12 protein-coding genes are annotated in these 15,535 nt (G+C 45.3%); 10 read left to right on the forward strand and 2 right to left on the reverse strand.

The window, feature by feature from the left end; translation table 11 throughout:
- Nucleotides 1-31: 31 nt before the first annotated feature.
- The 10 genes from nuoG to AC1RR2_RS08280 all read left to right on the forward strand — a co-directional run bounded on the left by nuoG (nt 32) and on the right by AC1RR2_RS08280 (nt 11,052).
- Nucleotides 32-2,362, forward strand: coding sequence for an NADH-quinone oxidoreductase subunit NuoG (gene nuoG, locus AC1RR2_RS08235; RefSeq protein ID WP_493221777.1), 2,331 nt, complete (start codon nt 32-34; stop codon nt 2,360-2,362).
- A complete protein-coding gene (nuoH, locus tag AC1RR2_RS08240) occupies nt 2,362-3,447 on the forward strand; it encodes an NADH-quinone oxidoreductase subunit NuoH (protein ID WP_493221778.1) in 1,086 nt (361 codons plus the stop codon). Before nuoG ends, nuoH begins: the two co-directional genes overlap by 1 nt.
- Nucleotides 3,448-3,474: 27 nt before the next feature.
- Nucleotides 3,475-3,963, forward strand: a complete 489-nt coding sequence (gene nuoI / locus AC1RR2_RS08245; protein ID WP_315472925.1) for an NADH-quinone oxidoreductase subunit NuoI — start codon at nt 3,475-3,477, stop codon at nt 3,961-3,963.
- Between the two features lie 17 nt (nt 3,964-3,980).
- Nucleotides 3,981-4,631 (forward strand): NADH-quinone oxidoreductase subunit J, encoded by a 651-nt coding sequence (locus AC1RR2_RS08250; RefSeq protein WP_493221779.1) that lies wholly within the window; start codon nt 3,981-3,983, stop codon nt 4,629-4,631.
- Nucleotides 4,632-4,940, forward strand: a complete 309-nt coding sequence (gene nuoK / locus AC1RR2_RS08255; protein WP_390209359.1) for an NADH-quinone oxidoreductase subunit NuoK — start codon at nt 4,632-4,634, stop codon at nt 4,938-4,940. It abuts the gene before it with no gap.
- 70 nt (nt 4,941-5,010) lie between these two features.
- Nucleotides 5,011-7,047 (forward strand): NADH-quinone oxidoreductase subunit L, encoded by a 2,037-nt coding sequence (nuoL, locus tag AC1RR2_RS08260; protein WP_493221780.1) that lies wholly within the window; start codon nt 5,011-5,013, stop codon nt 7,045-7,047.
- 20 nt (nt 7,048-7,067) lie between these two features.
- Nucleotides 7,068-8,561 carry an NADH-quinone oxidoreductase subunit M gene (locus AC1RR2_RS08265; RefSeq protein ID WP_493221781.1) on the forward strand — a complete coding sequence of 498 codons (1,494 nt, stop codon included), beginning with the start codon at nt 7,068-7,070 and terminating at the stop codon, nt 8,559-8,561.
- A gap of 28 nt (nt 8,562-8,589) precedes the next feature.
- Nucleotides 8,590-10,068: an NADH-quinone oxidoreductase subunit NuoN gene (gene nuoN / locus AC1RR2_RS08270; protein WP_493221782.1), complete on the forward strand. Its 1,479-nt coding sequence runs from the start codon at nt 8,590-8,592 to the stop codon at nt 10,066-10,068.
- 35 nt (nt 10,069-10,103) lie between these two features.
- Nucleotides 10,104-10,412, forward strand: coding sequence for a DUF2818 family protein (locus tag AC1RR2_RS08275; protein ID WP_493221783.1), 309 nt, complete (start codon nt 10,104-10,106; stop codon nt 10,410-10,412).
- Between the two features lie 58 nt (nt 10,413-10,470).
- The gene (locus AC1RR2_RS08280; RefSeq protein WP_493221784.1) at nt 10,471-11,052 is read left to right on the forward strand and encodes an NUDIX domain-containing protein; all 582 of its coding nucleotides are present in this window, start codon (nt 10,471-10,473) and stop codon (nt 11,050-11,052) included.
- Between the two features lie 9 nt (nt 11,053-11,061).
- On the opposite strand, the gene AC1RR2_RS08285 is transcribed toward AC1RR2_RS08280, so the two are convergent.
- Together AC1RR2_RS08285 and AC1RR2_RS08290 are read right to left on the reverse strand one after the other, a co-directional pair.
- The gene (locus tag AC1RR2_RS08285; protein WP_493221785.1) at nt 11,062-13,251 is read right to left on the reverse strand and encodes a TonB-dependent receptor plug domain-containing protein; all 2,190 of its coding nucleotides are present in this window, start codon (nt 13,249-13,251) and stop codon (nt 11,062-11,064) included.
- Nucleotides 13,252-13,454: 203 nt separating this feature from the next.
- Nucleotides 13,455-15,125 (reverse strand): electron transfer flavoprotein-ubiquinone oxidoreductase, encoded by a 1,671-nt coding sequence (locus tag AC1RR2_RS08290; RefSeq protein WP_493221786.1) that lies wholly within the window; start codon nt 15,123-15,125, stop codon nt 13,455-13,457.
- Nucleotides 15,126-15,535: the final 410 nt, after the last annotated feature.

A 15,535-nucleotide genomic window follows, 5' to 3' on the forward strand; every position in this document is an offset into this window, starting at 1 on the left:
ATTTATTCGCTTAGCGTACCCAGAGCACACCATGGTTGAAATTGAAATAGACGGCAAGAAAGTAGAAGTCCCTGCGGGCAGCATGGTGATGGACGCTGCTAATAAACTTGGCACCTACATTCCTCATTTTTGCTATCACAAAAAATTGTCGATTGCTGCTAATTGCCGCATGTGTTTGGTTGAGGTTGAAAAAGCGCCTAAACCTTTGCCAGCCTGTGCTACGCCAGTGACACAAGGCATGATCGTTCGTTCGAATAGCGATAAAGCGGTCAAGGCACAAAAAGACGTGATGGAATTTTTGTTGATTAACCATCCGCTTGATTGCCCAATTTGCGATCAAGGTGGTGAATGTCAATTGCAAGATTTGGCGGTCGGTTACGGTAAAACAAGCTCGCGCTATGAAGAAGAAAAACGTGTAGTGTTTCATAAAAATGTTGGCCCTCTGATCTCGATGGAAGAGATGAGCCGCTGCATACACTGCACACGCTGCGTACGTTTTGGCCAAGAAGTTGCTGGTGTAATGGAACTTGGTATGCTCGGTCGTGGAGAGCATTCAGAGATTACATCTTTCGTTGGTAAAACGGTTGATTCAGAGTTGTCTGGCAATATGATTGACTTGTGCCCAGTGGGTGCATTGACTTCCAAACCGTTCCGTTATTCAGCGCGTACTTGGGAGTTGTCACGTCGCAAGTCGGTCAGCGCACACGATGGCCTCGGTTCGAATCTAATCGTTCAAGTTAAAAACAACAAAGTCATGCGCGTCGTTCCTTTGGAAAATGATGCGGTCAATGAATGCTGGATCTCCGACAAAGATCGTTTTGCCTACGAAGGTTTAAATAGCGCTGATCGTCTCACTAAGCCTATGTTGAAACAGGGCGGTCAATGGCAAGAAACTGATTGGCAAACGGCATTGGAATATGTTGCGCATGGTTTGAAAAATGTAAAGCATGAGCATGGTGCGAATGCTATTGCTGGCTTGGCCTCCGCCCATTCCACATTGGAAGAATTAAGTCTTTTGTCGCGCGTAGTACGTGGTCTGGGCTCTGACAATATCGAAACGCGTTTGCGCCAATCTGATTTGGCTTTAACTGGCAAAATCAAACCATGGTTGGGTATGTCTATTGCTGCATTTGCACAATTGAAGCAAGTCTTTGTAATTGGTTCTTTCCTGCGTAAAGATCACCCATTGTTAGCAGCTCGTTTGCGTCAATCGGTCAAATCTGGCACGAAGTTAAGTGTCTTGCATGCGACCGATGATGAACTCTTGATGAAGGTCGCGAATAAAGCAGTTCTCGCTCCATCTGCATGGTTGTCTTTCTTAAGTGAAATCGCAACTGCGGTTGCTAGCGCAAAACAAATTGCTAAACCAGCTGGTTTAGCGGAAGTCCTTGTATCAGACGCGGCACTAGCGATTGCGACTAGTTTGTTGTCAGGTACAGAGGCGCAATCGGCTGGTGTGTTCTTGGGTAACACAGCGACGCAACATCCTGATGCATCTAAGATTCACGCCTTGGCACAATGGATAGCGCAAAATACGGGGGCTGGTTTTGGTTACTTAACCGAAGCCGCCAATACCGTCGGTGCTTATCTTGCTGACGCTGTTCCAACAAATGCTGATACGGCGACTCATGTCTTAAGTAATGCGCGTAAGGCAGTGCTGTTGCTGAACGCCGAACCAACATTCGATTTTGCGAATGCTAATCAAGCACAAGCAGTATTGACACAAGCAGACATGGTTGTCGTTATGTCCGCGTTTAAACATGGCATGGAATACGCTGATGTCTTGTTGCCGATTTCTCCATTTACCGAAACAGCGGGTACCTTCGTCAATTGCGAAGGTCGTGCGCAAAGCTTCCATGGTGTCGTAAAACCATTAGGTGATACGCGTCCTGCATGGAAAGTATTGCGTGTACTGGGGAATTTGTTAGGCCTCGATAACTTTGAGTTTGAAACAGCAGAAGCGGTTCGTGATGCTGTTTTAGGTCAAGGGCAAACTGATTTGTCGTCTAAGTTAAATAACATTGCAGATATAGCGATTGCTTCTTCTGTTCAGCATACCGGCTTGGAACGTGTATCTGATGTGCCTATCTATAGCACCGATGCGATTGTGCGTCGTTCTGAATCCTTACAACGCACAGCCGATGCGAAAGCCGCAGTGATTAGCTTGAGCGCCGCAGAGTTTGGACGTCTGGGTATTGCTGATGGCGATTTTGTGAAATTAACACAAGCAGGTAGCTCGGTCTTAGGCGCTGCTAAGCTTGATAAAACTTTGCCTGCGACTGTGGTGCGCGTGGCTGCCGGAGTTTTGGCAACCCATCAACTGGGTGCGATGTTCGGCCCGATTAATGTGGAGCGTGCATAATGAATTTCTTAGATACGCTTCAGTCCTACGGCGTGCAATACCTCGGTGGTTTGTGGCCTTTGGTGTGGACTTTAACCAAGATTATCTGTATCACTTTACCGGTCATGGGCTGCGTTGCTTACCTGACCTTGTGGGAACGTAAAATGATAGGCTGGATGCACGTGCGTCTTGGTCCAAATCGTGTTGGCCCTGCTGGTCTTTTGCAACCGATTGCTGACGCTTTAAAGTTACTGCTTAAAGAAATCATCATCCCGGCAAAAGCGAATAAAGTGTTGTTCGTGATTGCACCAATTATGACGATTATGCCAGCCTTGGCTGCATGGTCTGTGATTCCTTTCGGTCCCGAAGTCGTTTTGGCAAACGTCAACGCTGGTTTGTTGCTGATTATGGCAATTACCTCGATGGAGGTGTACGGCATCATTATCGCCGGTTGGGCATCCAATTCTAAATATGCTTTCTTAGGTGCAATGCGCGCTTCAGCTCAAATGGTTTCTTACGAAATCGCGATGGGTTTTGTGCTTGTGATTGTATTGATGGTATCTGGTAGCTTGAATTTGTCAGATGTCGTCAACGGTCAGATGAAAGGCTATTTTGCTGAGCATGGTTGGAATTTTCTGTCTTGGAATTGGCTGCCTTTGCTGCCTATGTTCGTGATTTATGTGATTTCCGGTATTGCCGAGACTAACCGTCATCCATTCGACGTTGTTGAAGGTGAATCTGAAATCGTTGCTGGTCACATGGTTGAATACTCAGGTATGTCCTTCGCCATGTTCTTCTTGGCTGAATACGCCAATATGATTTTGATTTCCGCCTTAGCGTCTTTGATGTTCTTGGGTGGATGGAATTCACCGATAGGTCACGCCGTTCCTGTGCTGGGATTGTTAGCCTATTTGCCGGGCTGGATTTGGTTAGGCTTGAAAACTTTTGTTGTGGTATCGATGTTCATTTGGGCACGTGCTTCTTTCCCGCGCTATCGTTACGATCAAATCATGCGCTTAGGTTGGAAAGTGTTTATTCCTTTGACCTTGGTTTATTTGGTGATCGTTGCGGCATGGATGCAAACCTCCTGGAATATTTGGAAGTAAACAGCTAAAGAAAATTGGAAGCAAATAATGGAAGCAATTAAGGATTTTTTTGGCAGCTTAATGCTGCGCGAGTTGATCAAAGGCTTGGCCTTGACGGGTCGCTATATGTTTGCGCGCAAAATTACGGTGCAATTCCCAGAAGAAAAAACACCGCAATCCCCTCGTTTCCGTGGCCTGCACGCTTTGCGTCGCTATCCAAATGGAGAAGAGCGTTGCATCGCCTGCAAATTGTGCGAGGCTGTCTGTCCGGCAATGGCTATTACGATTGAATCTGATCAACGTGAAGACGGTTCACGTCGCACGACACGTTACGACATTGATTTGACCAAATGTATTTTCTGCGGATTTTGTGAAGAGTCTTGCCCGGTTGATTCCATCGTAGAGACCCATGTCTTGGAATATCACGGCGAAAAACGTGGCGATCTGTATTTCACCAAAGAGATGTTGCTTGCAGTCGGTGATCGTTATGAACCAGAAATTGCTGCGGCTCGCCAAGCCGATGCAGCGTACCGTTAAACTGGAAGAGCTGAATTATGGATTTTGTTACTGTCTTATTTTATGTGTTTTCGGCGATTTTGATTATCGCTGGAACGCAAGTTATCACTGCTCGTAATCCTGTGCATGCGGCTTTATTTCTGGTGCTGGCATTCTTTAATGCGGCCGGAATTTGGATGTTGCTCAAAGCGGAGTTTCTGGCGATCGTGTTAGTGCTGGTGTACGTTGGTGCAGTCATGGTTTTGTTCTTGTTCGTAGTCATGATGTTGGACATCAATATGGACAAGTTGCGAGAAGGCTTCTGGGGACGTTTGCCACTGGCTGCCATTGTTGGTGTCGTTATCGCATTGGAAATGTCTGCGGTACTATTCCGAGGCTTTTTGCGCACAGACAATAGTGTTCCTGCCGCAGCCTCAAAAATTGGAGATACTAAGGCTTTAGGTATAGAAATTTTCACGAACTATGTATTTGCATTTGAAGTTGCTGCTGCGATTTTATTGTTAGCAATCGTTGCCGCAGTAGCTTTGACTTTACGCAAACGTAAAGACAGCAAGTATTTCGATCCAGCGGCTGCTGTGAAAGTAAAACGTGCTGACCGTGTTCGTATTGTGAGCATGAAAGCAGAATCAAATCGCTCAACAGGCGATGTGCAGGCAAGTGCAACTAATGCAGAAAATACAGGTGTATAAATGGCTTTGACTCTGACACATTTTTTGATTTTGGGCGCGATTTTGTTCGCCATCTCTATCGTCGGTATTTTCATGAATCGCAAAAACATCATTGTTTTATTGATGTCGATAGAGTTAATGTTGCTGGCGGTGAATATGAATTTTGTCGCATTTTCACATTATTTGGGTGATGCAGCGGGACAGATTTTTGTCTTCTTTATTTTGACTGTGGCGGCCGCTGAGTCGGCCATTGGTTTGGCGATTTTGGTGGTGATGTTCCGCAATCTGGATACGATCAATGTCGAAGATTTGGGTACGCTCAAAGGTTAATGTAGTAACAGTCTTCTTGGTTTGAATGCAGTTCGAGAATTTATAAGAATTAAGATAACAAAGGGTCATTATGGCGGGGCAACTTAACCCACATTTATTGCTGGCAGTACCATTAGCGCCACTCGCTGGTGCAGCGATTGCTGGTCTGTTAGGCACGAAATTTTTCGGCAATCTGGTTGGTCGCAAGGTGTCGCATACAGCGACTATTCTTGGTGTATTGATTGCATTCATTCTGTCTTGCATGACTTTGTCGCAAGTGCTCGATGGCGCAAAATACAATGCCACTCTGTACCACTGGATGACGGTTGGTAGCCTGAAGCTTGAAGTTGGTTTTTTGGTCGATAGCCTGACTGCTATGATGATGTGTGTGGTGACTTTCGTGTCATTGATGGTGCATATCTATACCGTAGGCTATATGGCTGAAGACGAAGGCTACAACCGCTTCTTCGCTTACATTTCTTTATTTACTTTCTCGATGTTGATGCTCGTGATGAGCAATAACTTCTTGCAATTGTTCTTCGGCTGGGAAGCAGTTGGTCTGGTTTCTTATTTGTTGATTGGTTTCTGGTATACCAAACCCACTGCTATTTACGCCAACATGAAGGCTTTCTTGGTGAATCGTGTTGGTGACTTTGGCTTTATTTTGGGCATTGGTTTGTTAGTGGCTTACGCAGGCTCTATGGATTACGCCGAAGTTTTTGCCAAGAAAGCGGAACTCGCACCATTGATGTTGCCAGGTACTGACTGGATGTTGATCACCGTTGCTTGTATCTGCTTGTTCATCGGCGCGATGGGTAAATCCGCACAATTCCCATTGCACGTCTGGTTGCCTGATTCTATGGAAGGCCCTACACCAATTTCTGCTTTGATTCACGCAGCAACGATGGTGACTGCCGGTATTTTCATGGTGGCTCGTATGTCGCCATTGTTCGAGATGTCTGATACCGCTTTAAATTTCATCATGATCATCGGTTCTATCACTGCTTTGTTCATGGGCTTCTTAGGTATCATTCAGAACGATATCAAACGTGTTGTGGCGTATTCAACCTTGTCTCAACTGGGTTATATGACAGTCGCCTTGGGCGCGTCGGCTTACTCAGTGGCAGTGTTCCATTTGATGACACATGCCTTCTTTAAAGCATTATTGTTCTTAGCGGCGGGTTCTGTGATTATTGGTATGCATCATGATCAAGACATTCGCAATATGGGTGGTCTGCGTAAGTACATGAAAGTGACTTGGATTACGTCATTATTAGGTTCTCTGGCATTGATCGGTACGCCATTCTTCTCGGGTTTCTACTCAAAAGATTCGATTATTGAAGCCGTCATGTTGTCGCATTTGCCTGGTGCTGGTTTTGCTAAGTTTGCGGTATTGGCAGGTGTCTTCGTCACGGCTTTCTATTCTTTCCGTATGTATTTCTTGGTATTCCACGGTAAGGAAAATTTCGGTCACGCTCATGATGCGCACGGTCACGACGATCATCATGATGACCACCATCATGGCTTGGCACCGGGACAAAAACCGCATGAATCTCCTGCGGTGGTGTGGGTTCCTTTAGCTTTGTTAGCGATTCCATCTGTGTTGATCGGTTTGTACACGATAGAACCTATGTTGTACGGTGACTTCTTCAAAGATGTGATTTTCATTGATCATCACGCACACCATGCGATGGGTGAATTGAAGGAAGAGTTCCATGGTTGGCAAGCAATGGGCGTCCATGCTCTGATGACGCCACCGTTCTGGTTAGCCGTGGCTGGTGTGGCATTGTCTTACTTCTTCTACATGGTGAAGCCTGCGATTCCAACCATGATTAAACAAAAGTTCAGTGCTGTTTATTCTTTGCTCGACAACAAATATTACATGGATAAATTCAATGAAATCGTGTTTGCGGGTGGCGCCCGTTTGTTGGGTGGCGGTTTGTGGAATATCGGCGATAAAGGTTTGATCGATGGTTTGGTCGTTAATGGTAGTGCGAAGTTGGTCGGGTTGTTCTCCAAGTTGGTTCGTTTGTTCCAGACTGGTTTCATCTACCACTATGCGCTGGTAATGATTTTGGGTGTATTGGGCTTCTTGATTTATTTCATGCCTATCCCGTTTGCTAAATAAGTGACCATAATAAGATAATCATGATGCTGTCAAACTCTCCATTATTAAGCCTGTCGATTTGGTTGCCAATCGTATTTGGTGTTGTTGTATTAGCCTTGGGGCGCGATAAAAGCCCTGGTTTTGTGCGAACTCTTTCTTTGATTGGTTCACTGCTCAGTTTTGCGGTTACCCTTCCAATTATTGATGGGTTTAATAACACTGCGCATGGCATGCAGTTCGTCGAAAGTTTTTCCTGGATTTCCCGTTTCAATGCCTTTTATGCTTTAGGTGTCGACGGTATTTCCATGTGGTTGGTGCCTTTGACTGCCTTCATTACGGTCATCGTGGTGATCGCCGCCTGGGAAGTCATAGAGAAAAACGTCGCCCAATATATGGGTGCTTTTCTGATTCTGTCAGGATTGATGATAGGCGTTTTCTGTGCGACTGATGGTTTGCTGTTCTATGTCTTCTTCGAAGCGACTCTGATCCCTATGTACATCATCGTCGGTGTTTGGGGTGGACCAAATCGTGTTTATGCAGCGTTTAAGTTTTTCTTGTACACCTTGTTAGGTTCTTTGCTGACTTTGGTAGCGATTATTTATCTCTACCTCAAATCTGGTAGTTCTTTCAATATTCAGACTTGGCATCAATTACCTTTGACTTTGCATGAGCAAATCATGTTGTTCGTGGCGTTCCTGATGGCATTCGCGGTGAAAGTACCAATGTGGCCAGTACATACTTGGTTGCCCGATGCTCACGTGGAAGCACCGACCGGTGGCTCTGTGGTGTTGGCTGCGATCATGTTGAAATTGGGTGCTTATGGTTTCTTGCGCTTCTCTTTGCCGATCGCACCTGACGCTAGTCATTACTTATCCGGCATGATGATTACCTTGTCTTTGATTGCGGTGGTTTACATCGGCTTGGTCGCATTAGTACAAAAAGATATGAAGAAGTTGGTAGCCTATTCTTCGATTGCTCACATGGGCTTCGTCACGCTTGGCTTCTTTATGTTTAATGAATTGGCGGTGCAGGGCGCCATCGTCCAAATGATTTCTCACGGTTTTATTTCCGCGGCGATGTTCCTTTGTATCGGTGTATTGTATGACCGCGTGCATTCACGTGAAATCGCTGACTACGGTGGGGTGGTCAACACGATGCCTAAGTTTGCTGCTTTGTTCGTCTTGTTCTCTATGGCTAACTGCGGTTTGCCAGCGACCTCAGGTTTCGTCGGCGAATTCATGGTGATCATCGGTGCCGTTAAGTTTAATTTTTGGATCGGCATGCTAGCCGCGACTGCGCTGATTTTTGGTGCCGCTTACTCATTATGGATGGTCAAGCGCGTGGTGTTCGGCGCGATCACGCATGATCACGTGGCGAAATTAACGGATTTGAACAAGCGTGAATTCTTTATGCTGGGCGTACTGGCGATTGCAGTGATTGCGATGGGCGTGTATCCAGCCCCATTCACCGATGCGATGCAAGTCTCCGTTGCTGATTTATTGAAGCATGTTGCAACATCTAAAATTGCTCCATAGTAGCCATTAGAAATTAGAAATCAATAATATGAACCTGATTCCACCATCACTTTATCCAGAAGTATTTTTGCTGCTGTCGATTTGCGCTATTTTGCTGATCGATATGTTTCTCGGCGATACAAAGCGAAATATCACTTACGCACTGAGCCTGCTGGCGTTGGGTGTTTGTGGTGTGTTGACGATGAATGCAACGACAGGTAGTTCAGTTTACTTGAGCAATAACATGTTCGTTTCTGATGCTATGTCGAATCTGCTAAAAATGTTCAGCTACATTGCAGTCGGCGTGACCTTTATTTATGGACGTCAGTATGCGACAGATCGCGGCATGACTAGCGGTTTGCTCGGCGGTGAGTTCTACACCTTGGCTTTGTTTTCTTTGTTGGGTCAAATGATCATGATCTCCGGTAATAATCTCTTGATTATTTACCTTGGTCTGGAACTAATGTCTTTGGCCTTGTACGCATTGGTGGCCTTACGTCGCGACAATAATGTATCGACCGAAGCTGCGATGAAATACTTTGTCTTGGGGGCTTTGGCTTCAGGTTTCCTGTTGTATGGTATTTCTATGCTCTACGGCGCGACTGGTACCTTGAATTTGAATGAGATGTCTAAGGTTGCAGCTTCTGTCACCGCCAATAAAACAATTCTGGTATTTGGTATTGTTTTCTTGGTCGCCGGTTTGGCGTTCAAATTGGGTGTTGTGCCTTTCCATATGTGGGTGCCGGACGTTTATCAAGGATCTCCCACGGTCGTTACCTTATTGTTGGGTGGCGCGCCAAAATTGGCCGCGTTCGCAATTACCTACCGTTTATTAGTCGAAGGCTTGTTTAGCCTGGCAGTCGACTGGCAGCAAATGTTAATGGTGCTGGCAGTGATGTCGATGGCGATTGGTAATATCACCGCGATTGCTCAGACTAATTTGAAACGTATGCTGGCGTATTCCACCATTTCACAAATGGGTTTCATGTTGCTGGGCTTCTTGTCTGGCGTCTCGAACGGCAATACAGAGCTTGCCGCAGAAGCGTATAGCGCCTCTATGTTTTATGCGATTACCTACGTCATGACGACTTTGGGTACTTTCGGTATTATTTTGATGTTGTCACGTGCTGGTTTTGAAGCAGAAAACATTGCCGATCTCAAAGGTTTGAATAAACGTAGTAAGTGGTTCGCCTTCATCATGTTATTACTGATGTTCTCATTGGCAGGTATTCCGCCATTGATGGGCTTCTATGCAAAATTATCGGTGTTGAGCTCGGTAGTAGCTACCGGTCAGATTTGGTTGGCGGTAGCTGCAGTCTTGTTCTCGTTGATCGGTGCGTTCTACTATTTGCGTATCGTCAAAGTAATGTACTTTGACGAGCCAGTTGATACTTCGCCTATCGCTGCGCATATGGATTTGAAGTTGGTATTGAGCGTCAATGGTTTAGCCGTGTTAGCACTCGGTTTGATGCCAGGCTCATTATTGCGTAGCTGTGTTGATGCAGTGAAGAGTGCCTTAGCTTCTTAAGTTTTTTCATCTCCTATTCTAAAGAGAGAAGTGCCTTGAATACATCACTATCAAGTTGGCTTGTGATTTTCGTGGCACTTTTCGCCGCAAGTTTGCCGTTCATCACTGAACGTGTCTTTGGTCTGATCCCCTTAAAGACTTCGAAAAAAAAATCAGCCTGGCTGCGTTTAGCTGAGCTGATTGTGCTGTATTTTGTCGTGGGTGCTTTAGGCTTCTTTTTAGAGTCAAATGCCGGCAATCGCTTCGAACAGAAATGGGAATTTTTTGCGGTAACAGCCTGCTTGTTTATCGTATTGGCGTTTCCCGGATTCGTTTTTCGCTATCTGCGCAAAAGTCATAGCTAGCAAAATTCAGTAAGAACTAGCCACCACTCAGCACCTAATCAAAGCGACCAAAAACAGCATGAATATTCTAGATCTAGGTCCAGATCAAAACCCTCAATTAGCCGAAATTAAAGTTGATAGCCAACGTGTCTATCAAGGCAATTTCTTGCATGTCGAAAAAGACACGGTCAGACTGCCGGACGGTAATCTGGTTACGCGTGAATACATCAAACATCCGGGCGCCGTCGTTATCCTGCCTTTGTTTGAAGATGGCACAGTGTTGATGGAGCGCCAGTTTCGTTATCCATTGAATCAAGTTTTTCTGGAATTCCCCGCGGGAAAAATCGATCCCAACGAAGATTCATTAGTCTGCGCAAAACGTGAACTCAAAGAAGAAACTGGCTACACCGCCAGCGACTGGCAATTTCTCTGCACTATCCATAACGCGATTGCCTATGCCGATGAACATCTTGATATTTATCTGGCACGCGGTTTGATTGCGGGCGAGGCAAGGCTCGATGAGGAAGAGTTTTTAGAAACCTTCACTGCACCTGTTTCTGACGTGTTGGAGTGGGTTAAGTCAGGAAAGATTACCGATGTCAAAACCGTTATTGGGGCTTTTTGGCTGGATAAAATTCTTAAGCAAGAATGGTCAGTGTGAACTATTTCGTCACAATTTCATCTCAAGTGTGACGCCAAATTGTCTGAACGAAGGAGCAAATTCTTGATTCTTGGTTGTGAGCTTACTGCTGGCATATTGTTCGATATTCACTTTGTCTTGCGCTAGCAAATTGCGCGCAACAAATCGCATTGTGGTTTCTTTGTTCAACTTCCATTTCACAAACGCATCCAAGCGGCGGCTCACACTAATATAGCGACTGTTTTCTTGGGATAATCGAAATGGTCCTCCGTTGGTGAAGGTATAAGACGCACCGCCCGACCAGATATCGTTCGCCTTATAATCTATCCCTGTGTTGGCGGATAAACGCGCTTGTTGTGCAAATCGATTGTTCGGTGCGGGAACATTGTCAACTGACGACCAATTGCGCGCTGCATTGGCTCTGAATTCTATATTTTTTCCATCCTCAAATAAGATTGATAAGGGAAACTTGGTATCGAACTCCAACCCACGAGCCTGTGCATTGCCATCATTGACAGGCATATCGACCCATCTTTGATCGATTAGACTAATGTCGCGGCGCATAAGGTTTTCAATCTTTTTAAGATAAACCGAGGCACTGTATTTCAGGCCATTCTCACCAAAATGTTCAAACCCAGCATCAAGGCCTAGAGCGATTTCTGGTTTTAAAAATGGATTGCCACTGCGTTCGGGATAAGCAAACTGATTATTCAAACTCTTAAACTTGGTAGGAATTAAGTCGGAGGCTTCTGGATTTTTAAAACTACGGGCGAACGCGAATCTGACTTGGTTTTCTTTGCTATCGGCTAGCTTCCATAAACTTTGCAGTATCGGACTTAGTACACTGGTCTTATTTTTAAATTGGCTAAACTGGTCGCCCGATCCTGTAGTCTGAAACATCTCCCAACGCAGTCCAAGATAGTTGGACCACGTCGGGGTTGTTAGCCATTCATCCTGCACATAGAAGGCAGCTCGCTGAATGCGTACATCGCTACTATCGTTCAAGATGGTCGGCGACTGTGCTTGCATAGTCGTCTGGGTTTTATGGCTATCAGAGATGGTGATCGCACTATCCCATCCGCTTTTAAGGATATGAGTTTTAGCAAATGAAGTCACGTAACTGCCAGTTGATTTCCAATCTTGATGTGTTTCATTCAGTTGCGTTTGTCGTGTCGATGGTAAAGAAGAATTGCTAGCCGAGGTTTGATCTGAGCCCGTAGTGCCTAGCACAAAATGATTTACGCCTAGATTGAATTTGAAGGTGGATTTGTTGCCAAATTCATTGGCTAAACGACGCTCCCAGTTGAGCTCTGCACCCAGCCCTTTTCTATCGTCATGTGTCTTAGTTTTATCAGTCGAGTTCCCCCAGTCCGTCAAACTGTCTCTATCTATCTTTTGATAGAAAATTCGATTCTTCAAGGTGAGGGTATCGCCATTTTCTAGCATCCACGTGAATCTAGGATCGATATTGAGCGCGGGAAATGAGGTTTTTGCTTCACTATGTGCGAGTTTTGTAGCGTATTGTCCTGTTAATCCATCAAGGGTCTCTAGTAAAGTCTGATTACGACCTAAAAAATGTCCCGAGATGATACGAACGCCGACTCCATAAGAAAAACGATCGCTCTTGTCGGATTGATTCAAGCTGATATTTCCAAAAGATTCAATTGCGGATCGATTCAAACTAGTGCTGAATTCACGACTCGCCGTCTCTATCTTCTTCATTACAATATTGATGGTGCCGGCGATGGCGCGGGTGCTCAAGTCTGCCGTACCTGCGCGTAGAATTTCTATTCGCTTTATCTTGTTAACATCGACAGTTTCTATACCCATGCCTCTTGGTAGCGGCTCGCCATCCATTAGAATTTGCGTGTAGCCGCTGGCCAAGCCACGCATACGAATCTCATTGCCGCTGACGGTAACGCCAGATTGGCGCTTGAGAATTTCTGCAACATTAGACTCGCCATACTGCTTAATTTCGTCCTCTGTCACTACGATTTTGGAAGCGGTGTCCTCGCGTCGTGCATCATACTGTTTGGCATTGATTTCGACTTTTTGCGTTGGTTCTAATTTTGTTGCTGCTTTACTTCCTCTATTTTCTTGTGCATGCACCGTACTGGTCGCGTAACAAGTACTCAAGACGGCACAGATTAAGGTTTTTTGAGTTATGTGTAAGGAATACATTAGTGGCATGAATTGGCGGGTCTGGATAGTAAAAAGCATAGTTAATATTATCACGTTGCGTAATTAATAATTTGAGAATTTTATTGTACTTATGTGGCTAGTATCGTTTTAAAAAATTGCTTTTGGATGTAAGCGAGATTCGTCCAAAAATGCGCAGTAAAAAGTAAAAAACCGCTACGTAATAGCGGTTTTTCATATCACTTGAAGGAGTCGATCTCACTAACGAGCCATTCAAAAATAAATCACATACTAGGATAATTCGGACCACCACCACCTTCAGGTGTCACCCACACGATATTTTGCGTCGGGTCTTTAATATCGCAAGTCTTACAGTGCACGCAATTCTGGGCATTGATTTGTAAGCGATCACCCCCTTCATCCGTTTTTACGAATTCATATACACCGGCTGGACAGTAACGACTTTCAGGTCCAGCGTATTTTGCTAAGTTAATGTTGACTGGCACACTCGCATCTTTCAAAGTCAGATGGATAGGCTGATCTTCAGCGTGATTGGTATTGGAGATAAATACGGACGACAAACGATCAAAAGTTAACTTGCCATCTGGCTTAGGATAGTTGATCGGTGTGAACTCAGAAGCAGGGCGCAGGCATGCGTGATCCGGTGTGGAATGGCGTAGAGTCCAGGGCGCTTTGCCACGCAATAGCACTTGATCTAACCAGACAAAAGGTGAACCGTATGCGCCTTTCTTTAGCAAATTCTTGACGTTACGTGCGACGTGTAATTCTTCATGTAACCATGACGCTTCAAATGCGGTGGAATAGGCCACCAGTTCATCATGTTGACGGTCCGCGCCCAATGCCTCAAATGCTGCAGTGGCAGCCAGCATGCCAGTTTTGATTGCAGCATGGCTACCTTTGATACGACTCATATTTAAGAAGCCTGCATCACAACCGATTAATGCACCACCTGGGAAAGTCAGTTTGGGCAGAGACTGTAAACCACCTGCAGTGATTGCCCGTGCACCGTAAGAAATCCGTTTTGCACCTTCGAAGAAACCACGAATCGTTGGATGGGTTTTGAAACGCTGGAATTCTTCAAATGGTGAGATGTATGGGTTCTCGTAAGCGAGGCCAACGACGTAGCCAACCGCCACTTGATTATTCTCCAGGTGATAAAGGAATGACCCTGCGTATTCACTCATCATCGGCCAGCCTGTCGTATGTACGACCAAGCCTTCTTGATGTTTGGAAGGATCGATCTCCCATAATTCTTTAATGCCTATGCCGTAAGATTGCGGATCTTTGCCTTTGTCCAGCTCGTATTTCGTAATCATTTGTTTGCCGAGGTGGCCACGTGCGCCTTCTGCAAACAAGGTGTATTTCGCATGTAATTCCATCCCGATCTGGAATGAAGGCGATGCTTCACCTTCGCGGTTCACGCCCATATTGCCAGTGGCAACGCCTTTGACTGAACCATCCTCATTGAATAAGACTTCAGCAGCGGCAAAGCCAGGGAAAACTTCTACGCCCAAGGCTTCGGCTTGCTGGCCTAACCAGCGTGTGACATTAGCTAAAGAAACAATATAGTTGCCTTCATTATGGAAGCATTTAGGAACTAGCCAATTCGGTGTTTTGAATGCGCTATTCTCAGTCAAAACATAGATGCGATCTTCCGTGACTGGTGTATTGAGTGGTGCGCCAAGTTCTTTCCAATTTGGAAAAAGTTCAGTCAAGGCGATCGGATCCATAATTGCACCGGATAAGATATGCGCGCCCGGTTCGCCACCTTTTTCCAAGACCACGACAGACACTTCTTTGCCGCTTTCTGCGGCCAGTTGTTTGAGTTTGATCGCCGCAGATAAGCCAGCAGGGCCGCCGCCAACGATTACAACGTCATATTCCATCGCATCGCGTGGACCGTATTCTTCTAATAATTGCTGTGAAGTAGTCATAGTGTGTGGGCTTTCCAGATTGAAGGCAGTCGCTTGCAAAATTCGATCCACGATCTTATGTGCACGGAAACAAATGTGCAAGGTGATCGACTAGTGGTGGATTTCTAATGCTTGATTCTTGTTGTATTTTGAATTGCGCATAAGTGCTGGATTATCCCAGATTTTTATGCGCTTGCCTGTATGCCCAGCTAGGAAAAACCTCGAATTGATCCAAGAAAATGCATATTTCTTAGGAAAAAAATGATTTGTGAGAAATCTCTCAAGTGACATTTTCCCATCATAATGTTGATTGCGGGTATGATTCGCACAATTTGCTAAGTTGATTTGTCTTGGGGGCAAGGCAGCAAGATGGCATTGTAGAAGCAGTTACCAGATCGGAATTTTAGATCATAATTTTGTTGGAGAAAGAA

This window comes from Undibacterium sp. GW821-FHT11H02, from assembly GCF_058808015.1.

What these genes read in the sequence shown, in the direction of transcription:
- nuoI (WP_315472925.1), top strand. Translation starts at nt 3,475, where the DNA reads ATGGAAGCAATTAAGGATTTTTTTGGCAGCTTAATGCTGCGCGAGTTG.
- nuoN (WP_493221782.1), top strand. Translation starts at nt 8,590, where the DNA reads ATGAACCTGATTCCACCATCACTTTATCCAGAAGTATTTTTGCTGCTG.
- AC1RR2_RS08290 (WP_493221786.1), bottom strand. Translation starts at nt 15,125, where the DNA reads ATGACTACTTCACAGCAATTATTAGAAGAATACGGTCCACGCGATGCG.
- AC1RR2_RS08250 (WP_493221779.1), top strand. Translation starts at nt 3,981, where the DNA reads ATGGATTTTGTTACTGTCTTATTTTATGTGTTTTCGGCGATTTTGATT.
- nuoL (WP_493221780.1), top strand. Translation starts at nt 5,011, where the DNA reads ATGGCGGGGCAACTTAACCCACATTTATTGCTGGCAGTACCATTAGCG.
- nuoH (WP_493221778.1), top strand. Translation starts at nt 2,362, where the DNA reads ATGAATTTCTTAGATACGCTTCAGTCCTACGGCGTGCAATACCTCGGT.
- nuoG (WP_493221777.1), top strand. Translation starts at nt 32, where the DNA reads ATGGTTGAAATTGAAATAGACGGCAAGAAAGTAGAAGTCCCTGCGGGC.
- AC1RR2_RS08280 (WP_493221784.1), top strand. Translation starts at nt 10,471, where the DNA reads ATGAATATTCTAGATCTAGGTCCAGATCAAAACCCTCAATTAGCCGAA.
- AC1RR2_RS08265 (WP_493221781.1), top strand. Translation starts at nt 7,068, where the DNA reads ATGATGCTGTCAAACTCTCCATTATTAAGCCTGTCGATTTGGTTGCCA.
- nuoK (WP_390209359.1), top strand. Translation starts at nt 4,632, where the DNA reads ATGGCTTTGACTCTGACACATTTTTTGATTTTGGGCGCGATTTTGTTC.
- AC1RR2_RS08285 (WP_493221785.1), bottom strand. Translation starts at nt 13,251, where the DNA reads ATGCTTTTTACTATCCAGACCCGCCAATTCATGCCACTAATGTATTCC.